Origin of the sequence: Tepidamorphus gemmatus, from assembly GCF_004346195.1 — a bacterium.
GTDB classification, from domain to species: Bacteria; Pseudomonadota; Alphaproteobacteria; order Rhizobiales; family Tepidamorphaceae; genus Tepidamorphus; species Tepidamorphus gemmatus.
In genome coordinates, this window is record NZ_SMAK01000006.1 from 83363 (window position 1) to 98460 (window position 15098).

Sequence of the window (15098 nt, forward strand, 5' to 3'; positions counted from 1 at the left end):
CGGAGCCTGGCCAGTTTCCGCCAAGCCGCGATTGCACCTGCGGCGGGCGGCGGCTACAAGTCGCCGCGACCGGACATCTGGCGCGCTCGATCCCATGACTGCCCGAATCCTCGTCACCGGCGCCGCCGGCTTCATCGGCCGCAATGCTCTGCCGCCCCTCGTCGCGGCGGGACGCGAGGTGCATGCCTGCACGCGCGGCACTGCCCCGGCGGTCGCGGGCGTCGTCTGGCACCGGGTCGACCTGCTCGACCCGGCGGCGCGGGCGGCGCTGATCGACACAGTTCGCCCCGATACGATCCTGCATTGTGCCTGGGAGGTGGAGCACGGCCGCTTCTGGACGGCACCGAGCAACCTCGACTGGGTGGCGTCGAGCCTCGACCTGATGCGCCAGGGCGGCGACCGCGGCCTGCGCCGCTTCGTCGGGGTCGGTTCCGGCTTCGAATACGCGGCTCAGACCACCGCCGATTGCGACGAGACGGCGACGCCGACCGCGCCGCAGACGCTCTACGGCATCGCCAAGGACGCCTGCCGCCGGCTGGTCGAGGGCTATGCCCGGTCGGCGGGGCTGTCCTGGGCGTGGGGCCGTCTGTTCCTCCTCTACGGGCCAGCGGAATCCGAGACGCGGCTGGTGCCGCAGGTGGCGCGTCGGCTGCTGGCCGGCGAGCCGGCACCGATCGGTCCCGGCCACCGCCCGCGTGATTTCATGGACGCGCGCGATGCCGGCGCGGCGCTCGCCGCGCTCGCCCTGTCACCGGTCGAGGGGCCGGTCAACATCGCCTCCGGGCGGGCCGCGACGGTTGCCGAGGTCGCGACGACGCTCGGCCGGCTGGCCGGACGGCCCGATCTCGTCCGCATCGGCGCCCTGCCCGACAGGGACGAGCCGGAGCGCCTGGTTGCCAACGTGCGCAGGCTCACCGGCGAGGTCGGCTTCCGGGCGATCCGGCCGCTGGAACAGGGACTCGGCGAGGCACTGGACTGGTGGCGACGGCACGATGCGCCGCTGGCGGAGGCGGCGCGATGACCTGCCCGGTCTGCGGCTCGGCCGACACACTCGTCTTCGATCGGCGGGCGCGCGTGCCCGTGCACCAGAACGGCCTGTGCCCGACGCGCGAGCGCGCACTGGCAACGCCGACCGGCGTGCTGGAGATGGCCGGCTGCCACGCCTGCGGCTTTGCCTGGAACGCCGCCTTCGAGCCCGGCCTGCTGGTCTATGACGCGGCCTACGAGAACGACCAGACCTGTTCCCCGGCCTTCCGGGCGCACTTCGCGGAGCGGGCGGGGCGGGTGCTGGCGGCGGTCCGCGATCTGACCGAGGTCCGCGTCGTCGAGGTCGGCTGCGGACAGGGGGATTTCCTCGCGCATCTGGCCGCGCTCGGCGACGGCAGGATCACCCGTGCAACCGGCTTCGATCCCGCCTGGCGCGGCATCGACGGCGAGGGACCGGGTCGCGCGGCAATCCATCGGCGCTACTACGAGCCGGCGACGGCGCATCTGGCCGGTGGCGCGCCGGACGTGATCGTCTCCCGCCACACAATCGAGCACGTGCCCGATCCGGTCGGCTTCCTGAGGGCGATCCGCGCCGCAGCCGGCGCCGATTCGCCGGTCCGTATCTTCCTTGAGACGCCGTGCATCGGCTGGGTGATCGCCAACGGCCAGATGCAGGACCTGTTCTACGAACACTGCTCGATCTTCACCGCCGGATCGCTGGCGCTCGCGCTGCGCGAGGCGGGCTTCGGCCCGGCGCGGGCCGGCCACGTCTTCGCCGGCCAGTATCTCTGGGCCGAGGCGGGCTTCGGCGCCGACGATCCCGCGCCGGCCACAATTCCCGATTTCGCCGGCTGGGAGGACCGGAAGTCCCGCTATGTCGCGCACTGGCGCGGCATCGTCGAGACGGCCGCCGGACAAGGCCCGGTCTATCTGTGGGGCGGCGGCTCGAAGGGCGTCACCTTCACCCTGCTGATCGATCCCGACGCCACGCGCCTCGCCGGCGCCGTCGACATCAACCCCAGGAAGCAGGGCGGCTATCTGCCCGTGACCGGACTGCCGATCCTGGCACCCGAACAGCTTCCTGCCAAGGGCGCGACCGTCATCGTCATGAACCCCGCCTATCACGCGGAGATCGAGGCTCAGGCCCGCGCCATCGGCCGGCAGGCCCGCTTCGTGCCACTCGTCCCGGAGGCTGCATGAAATTTCAGATCGATACCGACCGCGCCGAGATCATCTCCGAGGACGGGCGACGGACTAGCTTCTGGAGCGACGAGGGCTTCGCGTTCCTGACCGACTTGTGGGTGAAGTCGGGCTGGAACCAGAAGCACAACTACACCTTCACCTGGTTCGGCATCCCGGTGATCCAGCTGCCCGAGGACATGATCCGCTACCAGGAGGTGGTGTGCACGGTAAAGCCGGACGTGATCATCGAGACCGGCATCGCGCATGGCGGCTCGCTGGTCTATTCGGCGACGCTGTGCCGGATGCTCGGCAAGGGCCGGGTGATCGGCGTCGACATCGAGATCCGTCCGCACAACCGCGCGCGGCTTGCGGCACATCCGCTGATCGGCATGATCACCATGTTCGAGGGCTCCTCGGTCGATCCGCAGATCGTCGGCAAGGTGCGTGCTGAGATCGCGCCCGACGAGACGGTGATGGTAGTGCTCGATTCCAACCACACCTATGCGCATGTCACGGCCGAACTCGAGGCCTATGCGCCGATGGTGACACCGGGCTCCTACATCGTGGCGACCGACGGCATCATGCGCGACCTCGCCGACACGCCGCGCGGCCGCCCCGAATGGACCACCGACAACCCGGCGCAGGCGGCCCGCGATTTCGTCGCGCGCAACCCGGACTTCGTCATCGAGCAGCCGGCCTGGGCGTTCAACGAGAGCACCCTGTCGAAGAGCATCACCCACTGGCCCGATGCTTGGATCAGGCGTATTCGCTGAGGCCCCTCGCCTTCAGCCCCAGCCGCTCGGCAAGCGACCAGCGCACGAGATCGGCAACGCGCATGCAACGCTTGTCGGCGAATTTCGCGACATAGGCGTGCAGCACCGCCTTGGCGGCATCGGAACAGTCGAGGCGCCCGATCTCGGCATGGCAGAAGCGCACGAAATCCGCCCAGACCGCCCGGCGGCCGGCCGCGGTGGCGGGCAGGTCGTACATCTTCTGGTGCCCGACGCGCTGGGTGAAGGTCGGGACGTCGGACCCGGTGACCGCATCGCGCAGCAGCGCCTGCAGCACCACCAGCGTGTCGTGCACATAGACGACCGGATAGCCGTCCAGCACACGCCGATAGGCCGTCAGCAGCGGGTCGCGCCGCCACATGCCGTAGAGCCACGCGGAACGCGAGGCCGACATCGCCTTGAGGACGCGCAGCAGGCGCGGTGTCCGCTCCGACAGCGGCAATGGCAGCGGCCGGCGCTTGGTCCTGTTCAGCACGGTGGACTGGACGATCTGGCCCGGCACCGCCAGCCAGGCGTCGGGGCGCGCGCGCAGCAGCTTGCGCAGTTCGGCGACGTAGTCTGCCGACCAGATGTCGTCGACGGCGTGCCAGGCGAAGAACTCCGTCGTGGCGTCGCGCACGGCGGCGACGAAGTTCGGGACCAGACCGATGTTCTCGGGCCGCCGCACGACCCTGATGCGCGGATCCTCGCCGGCATGGCGTGCCGCGATCTGCGGCGTCGCGTCGGTCGACGCGTTGTCGTAGACGACGATCGAAAAATCGGACTCCGTCTGCCGGCGGATATTCCACAGGGCGGCATCGAGATCGGCTTCGCCGTTGAAGACGGGCACGGCAACTGTCAGGTCGGTCATCACGGCCCTATAGCCGATGGCGTCGGCCCACGCCATCCTGTGATGATCTGACCATGCGCCTTGCGATCATCCTGCCCCGCCACATGCACTATGCCGCGGACCGGGCGACCTCGGTGGACCTGTGCGCGCGCGATTTCGTCGTCCATTCGCGGTTCCGGCCGGGGATCACGGTGATCGGCGAGGCCGTGGCCTCGCCATTCGCCGATGCGCCATTCATCGGCGTGGCGGGGATCGGCAGACGCTTCGGTCCGGTCGGGTTTGGCGACAGAAGCTTCGCGCCGGTCGCCGAGGCCATCCGGCAGGCGAAGCCGGAGGCGATCCTCGTCCACCAGTATCCGCTGGCGGCGGCCCGTGTCGCGCGCGCCTTTCCCGGCATTCCCGTGATCCTGCAGCGCCACAATCACCTGCCGGCGCGCAGCGGCGTGCATCGGGTCTGGCGCGACCGCGCCTTCCGCAACCTGGCGCTGGTCGCCTTCGTCAGCGAGACGGCGCGCCGGAGCTACACCGGCAAGGCGCGCTCGGCGGTAACCTACAACGGCATCGACACCCGGGCGTTCGTTCCCGGGCCGAAGCAGAGGACCGTGCTGTTCGCCGGCCGCGCGGTGCCGGAGAAGGGGGTGGAGATCTTCGCCAAGGCCGCGGCCGCCGCCCTTGCCAGCCGACCGGACTGGCGGGCGGTGATGGCGCTCGGCGGCGGTCGGTCCGTCGCAGCGTCGGTCGCGGCGGTGCGGCGGCACCTCGCCCCGCTCGGACCGCGCGCCGAACTGATGTTCGACCTGCCGCACGCAACCGTGATGGGTCTGTTCGCCCAGGCCGAGATCGCCGTGGTGCCGAGCGTGTGGGCTGAGCCGTTCGGACGTACCGCGCTCGAGGCGATGACCTGCGGGGCGGCGGTGATCAGCTCCGGGCGCGGCGGGCTGACCGAGGTGACCGGCGAGACGGCGATCACCACCGGAACCGTCGATCCGGCCGACTTCGCCGCTGCCATCGCCCGGCTGATCGACACCCCCACCGAGCGCGCGCGCCTTCAGGCCGAGGGCCGCGCCCGCGCCGTCGAACGCTTCGACATCCGCATCGTGACTGCCGCCTTCGACGGCCTGCTGGCAGAGGTGGCCGGCGCGGTGTGAGACGGGCCGCCTCGCGCATGCCGCAACCCTAGCCGCTGTCCGATCACCGCCGTCACCCCGGACGCCGCCCGTTGCATCCTCCGACCCGGGAAGACGCAGGATGGATGTCCGAAGTGAGGCGGTTCATCGTTTAGCCGAATTGATCACCCGATCTCGCCCCCGTGGCGTTGCACTGCCTGACGGGGCACCCACTTCCACTTCTCCGCGACTTGCTCTAAGGGGCGCTTTATGACCGACACCCTGACGCTCGCCCTGTGGGCGACCAATCTCTCTGCGCCGCTGACCGGTCTCGAGGCCTGGGCGGCGCGGATCGATGCCAAGCTCGCGGAGGCCGCCCGCGCCGGTGCCGACCTCCTGATCATGCCGGAATATGCCTGCGAGCAGTGGCTGAGCTTCAAGCCCACCGGGCTCGCGCCAACGGCCGAGATCGGCTGGATGGCCGCGCAGGCGCCGCAGGCCCTCGAGATGCTCAAGCCGCTCCCGGCGCGGCATGGCGTGGCGCTGCTCGCCGGAACGATGCCGTGGACGGTGAATGGCAGCCAACGCAACCGCGCCTGGCTGATGCTGCCGGACGGGCGCGCCATTGCCCAGGACAAGATGGCCCTGACCCCGGGCGAGCAGGATCCGGAGAGCTGGACGCTAGCGACCGGCGACGAGATCGCCATCGTCGAATGGCGCGGCCTCAAGATCGCGACGCTGATCTGCCTCGACGTGGAGATGCCGGCGCTGTCGAGTCTGCTGGCGCCGCAGGGGATCGACCTGCTGATGGTCCCGTCGATGACCGGGCTGTTGTCCGGGTACAGCCGGGTGTTCGGCTGTGCCAAGGCGCGGGCGGTCGAACTGATGACGGTGGTCGCGGCGACCGGATGCGTCGGCACGGCGCCGGGAACCACGCAGAACGAAACCAACGTGTCCGGCTGCGCTGTCTTCGTGCCATGCGAACGGGAGCTCGGCTTCACCGGCGTCTTCGCCGCCACCGATCCGGTCGGCGCCCATGACGGCGACGGGCCGTTCCTGATCGCCCGCGACCTGCCGATCGGCCTGATCCGCCGGAAGCGGGCCGGTGCCGCCGAGGTCTGGCCGGGCGCCTGGTCGGCGGCGCATGTGCGCGTGAGGCGCTGCTGACAGGGGCGGGCGGCATCATGCCGTCCGCCGTCGGCCCGGCCGGGCACCTGCCGTGCGGCGCCGGGACCGGTCACAGGACTCCGGCATCACGCCATTGGGAGGAACCATGAAGACCGTCTACAGCGAGGATCACCGGCTTCATGCCGCGCGCATGGAGCTGATCGAAGGGACGCTGAAGCCCGCCGTGGAGAAGCCAGAGCGCGCCGAGATCGTGCTGGCGCGCATCCGCGAGACGGGTCTCGGACCGGTGGAGCCGCCACGCGAGTTCGGAACGGAGCCGCTCGGGCGGGTGCATGACGCCCGCTATCTCGCCTTCCTGGAGCGGGCCTGGGAGATGTGGACGGCGAGCGGGCGCGACTACGAGGCGCTGCCACTGGTCTGGGCGATCCGCGGCCTCCGGGCGGTCGAACCGGAGGCGATCGACGGCAAGCTGTCCTATTTCTCGATGGATGCCGGAACGCCGATCACGGCTGGCACATGGGCCGCGGCGCGGGCGAGCGCCAATGTCGCGCTGACCGCCACGGCGATGGTCAGGGATGGCGCGCGGGCGGCGTTCGGCCTGTGCCGGCCGCCCGGCCATCACGCGGCCGCCGACTACTATGGCGGCTACTGCTTCCTCAACAACGCCGCCATCGCCGCGCAGTGGCTGCGCGACCAGGGCGCTGCCCGGGTCAGCGTCCTCGACGTGGACTACCACCACGGCAACGGCACCCAGGCCATCTTCTACGAGCGCGCCGACGTGCAGTTCGTCTCGCTGCACGGTGATCCGAGGACCGAGTACCCGTTCTTCCTCGGCTATGCCGACGAGACGGGGGCGGGTGCCGGCGAGGGCTACACGATCAACTACCCGATGCCGTTCGGTACCACCTATGACGTCTGGGGCGCAGCGTTGGATGACGCCTGCGGCAAGGTGGCGGGCTACGCGCCCGATGCGGTGGTGGTGTCGCTCGGCGTCGATACGTTCGAGCGCGACCCGATCTCGCATTTCAAGCTGACGACGCCCGACTTCCTGCAGATCGGCCGCCGCATCGCCCGCCTGGGACGGCCGACCGTGTTCCTGATGGAGGGCGGCTACGCGGTCGAGGAGATCGGAATCAACACCGTCAACGTGCTGACCGGCTTCGAGGAGGAGGCATAGCCGATCGGCGCAGCCTCATCCCGACCGGAGCGTCGCGATCGGGACACATGACGGCGCCGGCATACCCACCCGATCCCGGAACGGCCCAAAGGCCGTCCGGGATGACATCGGCTGTGCGATGAAGGCGTGGCTGCCCCTATTCAGCCGCCTCGCGAATCGCGTTGGGGTTGTTCGGGTGCGTGGTCCAGTTGCCGTAGGTGTCGGGGATCGGTTCCCTGGTGCGCGGGTCGATGCCGGTGATCCGCTCCATGGTGATGCAGTTCTCCACCGGACAGACCGAGACGCAGAGATTGCAGCCGACGCATTCTGAGTCGATCACCTCGAAGTGCCGGACGCCGTTCACCGTTGCAGTGATCGCCTGGTGCGAGGTGTCCTCGCAGACCACATGGCAGCGGCCGCACTTGATGCACAGATCCTGGTCGATGCGCGCCTTGGTGACGTAGTTGAGGTTCAGGTACTGCCAGTCGGTGACGTTCGGCACGGCACGGCCGATGATCTCGGACAGGCGGGTGTAGCCCTTCTCGTCCATCCAGTCGTTCAGGCCGGCGATCATCTCCTTGACGACCTTGAAGCCATAGGTCATCGCGGCGGTGCAGACCTGCACATTGGTTGCACCCAGGGCCATGAACTCGACTGCATCGCGCCACACGGTGACGCCGCCGATGCCGGAGATCGGGATGCCGCGGGTCTGCGGATCGCGGGCGATCTCGGCCACCATGTGCAGCGCGATCGGCTTGATCGCCGGGCCGCAATAGCCGCCGTGGGTGCCCTTGCCATCGATTGTGGGTTGCGGCGCCCAAGTGTCGATGTCCACCGCGATGATGGAGTTCACCGTGTTGACCAGCGACACCGCGTCGGCGCCGCCGGCCTTCGCCGCCCGCGCGGGCGCGCGGATGTCGGTGACGTTCGGGGTGAGCTTGACCACCACCGGCATCCGCGTGTGCTGCTTGCACCAGCGCGTCACCATCTCGATGTATTCGGGGACCTGGCCGACGGCCGAGCCCATGCCGCGTTCCGACATGCCGTGCGGACAGCCGAAGTTCAGCTCCACGCCGTCGGCCTCGGTCTCCTCGACGCGCTTGAGGATCGCGGCCCAGTTCGCCTCCTCGCAGGGCACCATCAGCGAGACGATCAGGCCGCGGTCGGGCCAGTCGCGCTTCACCCGCTTGATCTCCTGCAGGTTGATCTCCAGCGGGCGGTCGGTGATCAGCTCGATATTGTTGAAGCCGGTCAGCCGCCGGTCCGGCCCCCAGGTGGCGCCGTAGCGCGGGCCGCTGACGTTGACGATCGGCGGATCCTCGCCGAGCGTCTTCCACACGACGCCGCCCCAGCCCTGCTGGAAGGCGCGCACCACATTGTACTCCTTGTCGGTCGGCGGCGCGGACGCCAGCCAGAACGGATTGGGGGTCCTGATCCCCAGGAATTCGCTGCGAAGATCGGCCATGCTCTCCTCCTGTGACCGAGACTTTGCATCCTGCCCGGCTGATCCTCCCGGCCGAGAAGGGCCTTCCGACCGAGCGAGGCGGATGCCGGGTTCGGGATGCCGCCGCTGAGACCATCGTCGCGACGCCGGATCGACCCGTGGGTCATTCGGCATGGCGCGGCACCGGCGGCGGCCCCGGACGGTTCAGGCGCCGGCGGTCAGTGCCCGGTGGATGCTTTCCGCAGCCAGCTTGCCGTCCTCGACAGCCGCCACCGTCAGATCCTTGCCGCCGGCGACGCAGTCGCCGCCCGCCCAGACCCGGGCAAGCGAGGTGCGGCGCTCCGCGTCGACGCGGATACGCCCGGACTCGAGCGCGATGCCGGCACCGGATCCGTTGAGCGGGGCCGGATCGAAGGCCTGCCCGATCGCCTTGAACACCATGTCGGCGGGAAGCTCCCAGATCTCGCCGGTGCCGACCAGCCGGTCGCCGTCGAGCCGCGTCGTCTCGAAGGCGACGGCCCGCACGTGATTGTCGTTGCCGCCGAGGATGCGGACGGGTCGCGCCCAATGGCGGATGACGACGCCACGGGTCAGCGCCAGTTCCTGCTCGAATCCGCTGGCGCCCATCTGCTCCTGGCCACGGCGGTAGACGATGGTGACCTCCTGCGCACCGAGCAGCTTCGACTGCACGGCGACATCGATGGCGGTCATCCCGCCGCCGATCACGACGACGCGGCGGCCGACCGGCAATTCGGCGAGGTTCCCGGCCTGGCGCAAGCTGGCGATGTAATCTACCGCGTCGATCACGCCGTCGAGATCTTCGCCCGGGACGTCGAGCGCATTGACGGCGCCGAGGCCGAGAGCGAGGAACACCGCGTCGAAGGCGGACGTGAGCTCGGCGAGGCTCAGATCCCGGCCGAGCGCCTTGCCGGTCTCGATGGTGATGCCGCCGACCGACAGGACGAACGCGACCTCGCGCTGGGCGAAATCATCGACGGTCTTGTAGGCGGCGATGCCGTATTCGTTGAGACCGCCCGGCTTCTCGCGGGCCTCGTAGATCACGACGTCGTGGCCGTGCAGGGCAAGACGGTGGGCGCAGGCGAGTCCCGCCGGCCCGGCGCCGACGATGGCGACGCGCTTGCCGGTCGGATCGGCGCGGGAGAACGGCTGCCCGCCGCGCGTCGCCATCCAGGCATCGGTGGCATGCCGCTGCAATTCGCCGATCCTTACCGGCTTGCCCTCGGCCTCCATGCGCACGCAGGCCTCTTCGCACAGGGTCTCGGTAGGGCAGACGCGGGCACACATGCCGCCCAGGATGTTCTCGGCGAAGATCGTGCGGGCCGCGCCGATCGGGTTGCCAGTCGCGATCTCGCGTATGAACAGTGGAATGTCGATCGAGGTCGGACAGGCGACGGTGCAGGGTGCGTCGTGGCAGAAGTAGCAGCGGTCGGCCTCGACCCGCGCCTCGTGAGTCGTCAGCGGCGGATGCAGATCCGAGAAGTTTTCGAGATAGTCCTCGGGCGCCAGTCGCCCGGCGGCGATGTCGGGCGCGCCGACATGCGGGGTCGATGCCATGCCTTCCTCCTCCATGGCGGGCACGGCGCCTCCCTCCCCTGTCCGCCCGGCCCGCCGGGGGAGCCGCGTGGACGGGAGGCGCGGTCGCGCCCGTAACGGCAGCATGGCACCAATCCGACGAAAGCGCAAAATTTTTTATCGGATGGTCAAAATACCAGCGAACTGTCCGCGCAGCCGGCGGATGCGGTGTCCCCGAAACGCGAACGGCCCCGCCGCAGCGGGGCCGTATCCTGGTCGCAACGTTGCAGCCCTTCCTGCGTCATCCCGACCGGAGCGGAGCGAAGGCCGGCTTCGCAGCGCATCCGAGCGCCAGAGGCCCCGCCCGCTCGATCCCGGATCGGCCAGCGGGCCGGTCCGGGATGACGCCGCCGCAGACTATTGCCTGCCGACCAACTTCCAGGCGATCGGCATCACCGCCATGGCGAGCGCGATCTTCAGCGCCTCGGCGGGCAGGAACGGCATCAGGCCGCCGGCGATCGCCTTCTCGAAGCCGATCAGGCTGGTCAACCACGCCAGGCCGAAGACGAAGATGATGACATCGCCGATCAGGAACATCGCCAGTGCCGTCGGCCAGCGGCGGTCGAAGCCACGCTCGGCGAGGAAGCCGACAACGATGGCGGCGGCCAGGAAGCCGATCAGGTAGCCGCCGGTCGGGCCGGCCATGTAGGCAAGACCGGCGCCCCGGCCGAATACCGGCAGCCCGAGCGCGCCCTCAAGGAGATAGAGGGCGACGGTGGCGCCGGCCAGCCGCGGCCCGTAAGCGGCACCGATCACCATTACCGCGAAGGTCTGCATCGACATCTGCACCGGCCAGAATGGCACCATGATCTTGGCAGAGATCGTGAGCAGCACCGTCCCGATCAGCGCCAGCACGACATTGCGGACGATCTCGGACCCGCCGCGCGCCGGCCACAGCGTTCCGGCCAGAGTCGGCATGCGGCTTTCGATTGCATTCATCAGTGAACTCCCCTGTTCCACCCGCGAAGTGTTGTCCCGATACAGGGTCTCGCCGACCCCGTGCGTTCCGTCAAGAGACGTTTGACCGCCGGCGCGCCCTTCCGATCCGGTTCATGCCCGTACTCCTCTCCGCACCTCGTCATCGCCAACGGGCTCAGGCCGCCCCTGGCTCTGCGGCCTTGCTGTCGGCTGGCCCGACGCATCTGGCATCAGGCCGGCGCCCCCAGTTCAGGCCAGCGCGTCGCGCACCTTCTGCAGTCCGGCCTCGCGGTCGTGGCGCGCCTTGAGGGCGGTCGCCATGTCGACCTCGACGAAGCGGGTCTCGGTGTGTGGCTGCATCTGGCCGATCAGATCCATGTCGGCGGAAATCACCGTGCCGAGCATGAAGTAGCCGCCGCCCGAGACCGCATCGCGGTGCAGCACGATCGGTTCGGTGCCGCCGGGCACCTGGATCGAGCCGTAGGGATAGCAGGCATCGACGATGTTCGAGGGATCGGATCCCGCACCGAACGGCTGTTCGCGCGGCACGAAGTCGAGCGGCCGCCCGCCGCGGAACCGGTAGCCGATGCGATCCGCCTCCGGCGCGACCTTCCAGGTGTCGGCGAAGAAGTGCCGGCCGGCCTCGGCCGTGATCCGGTGCCAGTAGAGACCCGGCAGCATCCGCAGCTCCGCCGGCTTGCCCGGCATCCGGCGCAGCGCGGCCGGCACCGAACGTCCCGCCCTGCCGGCGCCTGCGCCGACGGGCAGCGTGTCGCCCGCGGCAAGCGCCCTGCCCTCGTGACCGCCCAGGGCGCCAAGGGCATAGGTCGACCGGCTGCCGAGCACCACCGGCACATCGATGCCACCGGAAACGGCGATATAGGCTCGGGCGCCCGCCTTGAGGAACGAGAAGGACAGTCTCTGGCCGGCCTTTACCGGGAACGACGTCCACGTCTCGCGCTCCTCGCCGTCGACCTTGGGCGGCAGGTCGGCGCCGGTCACGGCAACCACGGCGTCCCGGGTGAACTCGAGTTCCGGCCCCATGAACACGCATTCGAGACAGGCCGCCCCCTCGTCATTTCCGACCAGCAGATTGGCGCAGACGAGCGCATAGCGATCCATGGCGCCGGAGAGCGGAATGCCGAGATGGTAGTAGCCGGGCCGGCCGAGATCCTGAACGGTGGTGGCAAGCCCGGGCGCAATCACCTTAATGGCCATTGAGCACCCCCTCGAGCCTGGCGTTGTAGCCGTCGATGTCCTTGTTGAATTCGTCGAGATCGAAGGTGACCTCCCGCACTTTCGGCATGTAGCGGTTCGCCGCCACGGCCGCGACCGTGTCGTCGTATTCAGCCCGGTCGATCGGCTTCCACTTCACGATGTCGCCCGGGCGGAAGAACACCATGAAGTCGCGGAGATAGCTGATCTCCTGCTTCGGGTCGTAGATCGGCATCGGCGTGATGCCGAACATCTGGTAGCCGCCGGCGCCGCGCACCGAGTAGATGCAGCCGAAGCAGCCACCGATACCGACCGTCAGCTTCGGCGTGTCGGTACGCGGGCGCAGATACTTCGGAACCTGGATCTGCCGCTTGCGCTCGACCATCTGATAGAGGAACGGCAGGCCGGCGACGAAACCGACCATCGACACGAACCAGGGCGCGCCGGAATGCGCCTTGATGAAGTCGTCGACCGTCGCATAGCCGTTGATCCGAGCTGCGTACTCGATGTCGGTCGAATTCGGATCCTGATGGCGCTCGCGGAAGCGCATCAGCGTCTCGGTGGTCCACGGATCGCGGTAGAACACCGGCACCTCGATGATGCGCGTCTGGATGCGTGACTCGGCCTTCTCCGCCGCCGCCTCCAGAGACTTCAGCTCGGCCAGCATGTCATCCGGGCTGATCACGTCCGGGTCGAACTTGATCTGGAACGACGCGTTCGCCGGGCAGATCTCGGTGACCCCCCTGATGCCCGCCTGCTTCACCGCATTGGTGATCGACAGGCTCTTGAAGAACGCCTCGAGCGACATCTCCTCGTCCACCTCGACGAAGACGTGTTCGTCTCCGCCGAAGGAGTATCGTGCTGTCATCGGTTCGGTTCCTCCCCTGTTCAGCCCAGTCGCGATCCGTTCGTCTCGAGCCAGCGCTCGAGCCAGCGGGTATGCACATCATTGGCGCGCACGTCACGGTCGTCGGCCAGTGCCAGATGCAGCGGCACGGTGGTCTTGACCCCACCGATGGTGAGCTCGCGCAGCGCGCGCTTCAGCCGGTCGATGGCATGTTCGCGGTCCTCGTCCCAGACGATCAGCTTGCCGAGCAGCGAGTCGTAGAAGGGCGGGATCTGATACCCGGCATAGAGCATGGTATCGAAGCGCGCGCCGGGCCCGCCCGGGACCGCCAACTCGCCAATCCTGCCGGGGAAGGGCATGAAGTCCTTCGCCGGATCCTCCGCATTGATGCGCACCTCGATCGCATGGCCGCGCAGCGCGATGTCCTCCTGCTTCAGCCGCAGCGGCTGACCGCCCGCGATCAGCAGCATCTCACGCACCAGGTCGATGCCGGTGACGAACTCGGTGACCGGATGCTCGACCTGGATGCGGGTGTTCATCTCGATGAAGTAGAAGTCACCGGTGCGGTCGTCGTAGAGATACTCCAGCGTGCCGGCGCCGCGATAGCCGACCGATCTCGCCAGCGCCACCGCCGACTGGCACAGGTCGCGCCGCTTCGTCGCGTCGAGGGCGGCCGAAGGCGCCTCCTCCCAGACCTTCTGGCGGCGGCGCTGCAGCGAGCATTCACGTTCGAAGCAATGGACGGCGTCGGTGCCGTCGCCGAGTACCTGTACCTCGACGTGACGCGCCCGCTCGATCACCTTCTCCACGTAGAGACCTCCGTCGCCGAAGGCCGTCTGCGCCTCGGTGCCGGCGAGCTGGAAGAAGCGCTCGAACTCGGCCCTGTCGTGGGCGATGCGGATGCCGCGTCCGCCGCCCCCGGCCGCCGCCTTGATCATCACCGGATAGCCGATCTCCTCGGCAAGCTTCAGCGCATCGGGCAGGCTGTCGATCCGGCCGTCGCTGCCGGGCACGGTCGGCACGCCGGCGGCGGCGGCGGCGGCGCGGGCGGCGACCTTGTCGCCCATCATGCGGATGGTGTCGCCACGCGGGCCGACGAAAACCAGACCGGCCTGCTCGACCGCCTCGGCGAATCGGGCACTCTCGGCAAGAAAGCCATAGCCCGGATGCACCGCATCGGCTCCGGACGACCGTGCCGCCGCAATCAGCGCGTCAACGTTGAGATAGGACTTCGCCGCCTGCGCCGGGCCAATCTCGACCGCCTCGTCGGCGAGCCTCACGGCGAGCGAGTCGGCGTCGGCCTGGCTGTAGGCCTGCACGGTGCGGATGCCGAGTTCGCGCGCGGCCCGGTTGATCCTGACGGCGATCTCGCCGCGGTTGGCGATGAGAAGCTTGCGGATGGTCATGCGCGGCGTGATCCGATCGTAGTGGCGACCGCGACGGCAGGCATGCCACCGTCATCCCGGCCGAAGATGCAGCCGGGAAACCGGACTTGGAGCGCGATCGACCATTGATGCATACCGATCCCGGGCAACGGCCTTGCCGTTTCCGGAAGGACGCTGAGCGAGGCGGGCAGGGGACGGCACACGTCGGGGAATCCGCCCGTCATTCCAGCTCGATCAGGGGCTCGCCGGCCTGCACCGCGGCCTCGTTCTCGGCGAGGATCCTCGCCACCTTGCCCTCAAGCTCGGACTTAACCTCGTAGAAGGTCTTCATCACCTCGACGAGCCCGACCACCTCGCCGAGCGTCACCATGTCGCCGACATCCTTGAACGGCGGCTTGTCCGGGGCCGGCTTGCGATAGAAGGTTCCCGGGAGCGGCGACAGGATATGTTTCTCGGACATTCGTTTCCCCGATCAGGCAGTTGCAGAGCCAGCGATTCGCGCGGCGGCGCAGCGTAG

14 protein-coding genes are annotated in these 15098 nt (G+C 68.9%); 6 read left to right on the forward strand and 8 right to left on the reverse strand.

Annotated features, from left to right (window positions below; translation table 11 throughout):
* Window positions 1–94 precede the first annotated feature (94 nt).
* Genes EDC22_RS10990 through EDC22_RS11000 form a run of 3 tightly spaced genes read left to right on the forward strand, consistent with a single transcriptional unit; the run spans window position 95 to window position 2942 of the window.
* On the forward strand, window positions 95–1021 hold the full coding sequence (locus EDC22_RS10990; RefSeq protein WP_132806707.1) for an NAD-dependent epimerase/dehydratase family protein: 927 nt from the start codon (window positions 95–97) through the stop codon (window positions 1019–1021).
* Window positions 1018–2187: a class I SAM-dependent methyltransferase gene (locus EDC22_RS10995; protein ID WP_132806708.1), complete on the forward strand. Its 1170-nt coding sequence runs from the start codon at window positions 1018–1020 to the stop codon at window positions 2185–2187. Before EDC22_RS10990 ends, EDC22_RS10995 begins: the two co-directional genes overlap by 4 nt.
* Window positions 2184–2942: a cephalosporin hydroxylase family protein gene (locus tag EDC22_RS11000; RefSeq protein ID WP_132806709.1), complete on the forward strand. Its 759-nt coding sequence runs from the start codon at window positions 2184–2186 to the stop codon at window positions 2940–2942. Before EDC22_RS10995 ends, EDC22_RS11000 begins: the two co-directional genes overlap by 4 nt.
* On the opposite strand, the gene EDC22_RS11005 is transcribed toward EDC22_RS11000, so the two are convergent.
* Complete coding sequence (locus tag EDC22_RS11005) at window positions 2926–3846, reverse strand: glycosyltransferase family 2 protein (RefSeq protein WP_132806710.1); 921 nt, start codon at window positions 3844–3846, stop codon at window positions 2926–2928. The genes EDC22_RS11000 and EDC22_RS11005 overlap by 17 nt on opposite strands.
* A 17-nt stretch (window positions 3847–3863) precedes the next feature.
* Here EDC22_RS11005 and EDC22_RS11010 point away from each other — a divergent pair, with 17 nt between their 5' ends.
* The 3 genes from EDC22_RS11010 (at window position 3864) to EDC22_RS11020 (ending at window position 7200) form a co-directional block, all read left to right on the forward strand.
* Complete coding sequence (locus EDC22_RS11010) at window positions 3864–4937, forward strand: glycosyltransferase family 4 protein (protein WP_132806711.1); 1074 nt, start codon at window positions 3864–3866, stop codon at window positions 4935–4937.
* 228 nt (window positions 4938–5165) lie between these two features.
* Window positions 5166–6062: a nitrilase-related carbon-nitrogen hydrolase gene (locus EDC22_RS11015; RefSeq protein WP_132806712.1), complete on the forward strand. Its 897-nt coding sequence runs from the start codon at window positions 5166–5168 to the stop codon at window positions 6060–6062.
* A 106-nt stretch (window positions 6063–6168) separates the two neighbouring features.
* Window positions 6169–7200, forward strand: a complete 1032-nt coding sequence (locus EDC22_RS11020; RefSeq protein ID WP_132806713.1) for a histone deacetylase family protein — start codon at window positions 6169–6171, stop codon at window positions 7198–7200.
* A gap of 136 nt (window positions 7201–7336) precedes the next feature.
* On the opposite strand, the gene preA is transcribed toward EDC22_RS11020, so the two are convergent.
* The 7 genes from preA to EDC22_RS11055 all read right to left on the reverse strand — a co-directional run bounded on the left by preA (window position 7337) and on the right by EDC22_RS11055 (window position 15041).
* Window positions 7337–8644 (reverse strand): NAD-dependent dihydropyrimidine dehydrogenase subunit PreA, encoded by a 1308-nt coding sequence (preA, locus tag EDC22_RS11025; protein WP_132806714.1) that lies wholly within the window; start codon window positions 8642–8644, stop codon window positions 7337–7339.
* 183 nt (window positions 8645–8827) lie between these two features.
* Window positions 8828–10198: an NAD(P)-dependent oxidoreductase gene (locus EDC22_RS11030; RefSeq protein WP_132806715.1), complete on the reverse strand. Its 1371-nt coding sequence runs from the start codon at window positions 10196–10198 to the stop codon at window positions 8828–8830.
* 375 nt (window positions 10199–10573) lie between these two features.
* On the reverse strand, window positions 10574–11155 hold the full coding sequence (locus EDC22_RS11035; protein ID WP_132806716.1) for a biotin transporter BioY: 582 nt from the start codon (window positions 11153–11155) through the stop codon (window positions 10574–10576).
* Between the two features lie 228 nt (window positions 11156–11383).
* Window positions 11384–12352, reverse strand: coding sequence for a 5-oxoprolinase subunit C family protein (locus EDC22_RS11040; protein WP_132806717.1), 969 nt, complete (start codon window positions 12350–12352; stop codon window positions 11384–11386).
* Entirely contained in the window at window positions 12342–13217 is an 876-nt protein-coding gene (locus EDC22_RS11045) for a 5-oxoprolinase subunit B family protein (protein ID WP_132806718.1), read from the reverse strand. The genes EDC22_RS11040 and EDC22_RS11045 overlap by 11 nt, the downstream gene beginning before the upstream one ends.
* 20 nt (window positions 13218–13237) lie before the next feature.
* Entirely contained in the window at window positions 13238–14602 is a 1365-nt protein-coding gene (locus EDC22_RS11050; RefSeq protein ID WP_132806719.1) for an acetyl-CoA carboxylase biotin carboxylase subunit, read from the reverse strand.
* A gap of 199 nt (window positions 14603–14801) precedes the next feature.
* Window positions 14802–15041 carry an acetyl-CoA carboxylase gene (locus tag EDC22_RS11055; RefSeq protein WP_132806720.1) on the reverse strand — a complete coding sequence of 80 codons (240 nt, stop codon included), beginning with the start codon at window positions 15039–15041 and terminating at the stop codon, window positions 14802–14804.
* Between the last annotated feature and the right edge of the window lie 57 nt (window positions 15042–15098).

Coding starts and splice junctions, on each gene's coding strand:
- EDC22_RS11030 (WP_132806715.1), bottom strand. CDS start 10,198: ATGGCATCGACCCCGCATGTCGGCGCGCCCGACATCGCCGCCGGGCGA.
- EDC22_RS11010 (WP_132806711.1), top strand. CDS start 3,864: ATGCGCCTTGCGATCATCCTGCCCCGCCACATGCACTATGCCGCGGAC.
- EDC22_RS11005 (WP_132806710.1), bottom strand. CDS start 3,846: ATGGCGTGGGCCGACGCCATCGGCTATAGGGCCGTGATGACCGACCTG.
- EDC22_RS11015 (WP_132806712.1), top strand. CDS start 5,166: ATGACCGACACCCTGACGCTCGCCCTGTGGGCGACCAATCTCTCTGCG.
- EDC22_RS11035 (WP_132806716.1), bottom strand. CDS start 11,155: ATGAATGCAATCGAAAGCCGCATGCCGACTCTGGCCGGAACGCTGTGG.
- EDC22_RS10990 (WP_132806707.1), top strand. CDS start 95: ATGACTGCCCGAATCCTCGTCACCGGCGCCGCCGGCTTCATCGGCCGC.
- EDC22_RS11050 (WP_132806719.1), bottom strand. CDS start 14,602: ATGACCATCCGCAAGCTTCTCATCGCCAACCGCGGCGAGATCGCCGTC.
- EDC22_RS11020 (WP_132806713.1), top strand. CDS start 6,169: ATGAAGACCGTCTACAGCGAGGATCACCGGCTTCATGCCGCGCGCATG.
- EDC22_RS11045 (WP_132806718.1), bottom strand. CDS start 13,217: ATGACAGCACGATACTCCTTCGGCGGAGACGAACACGTCTTCGTCGAG.
- preA (WP_132806714.1), bottom strand. CDS start 8,644: ATGGCCGATCTTCGCAGCGAATTCCTGGGGATCAGGACCCCCAATCCG.
- EDC22_RS11040 (WP_132806717.1), bottom strand. CDS start 12,352: ATGGCCATTAAGGTGATTGCGCCCGGGCTTGCCACCACCGTTCAGGAT.
- EDC22_RS11055 (WP_132806720.1), bottom strand. CDS start 15,041: ATGTCCGAGAAACATATCCTGTCGCCGCTCCCGGGAACCTTCTATCGC.
- EDC22_RS11000 (WP_132806709.1), top strand. CDS start 2,184: ATGAAATTTCAGATCGATACCGACCGCGCCGAGATCATCTCCGAGGAC.
- EDC22_RS10995 (WP_132806708.1), top strand. CDS start 1,018: ATGACCTGCCCGGTCTGCGGCTCGGCCGACACACTCGTCTTCGATCGG.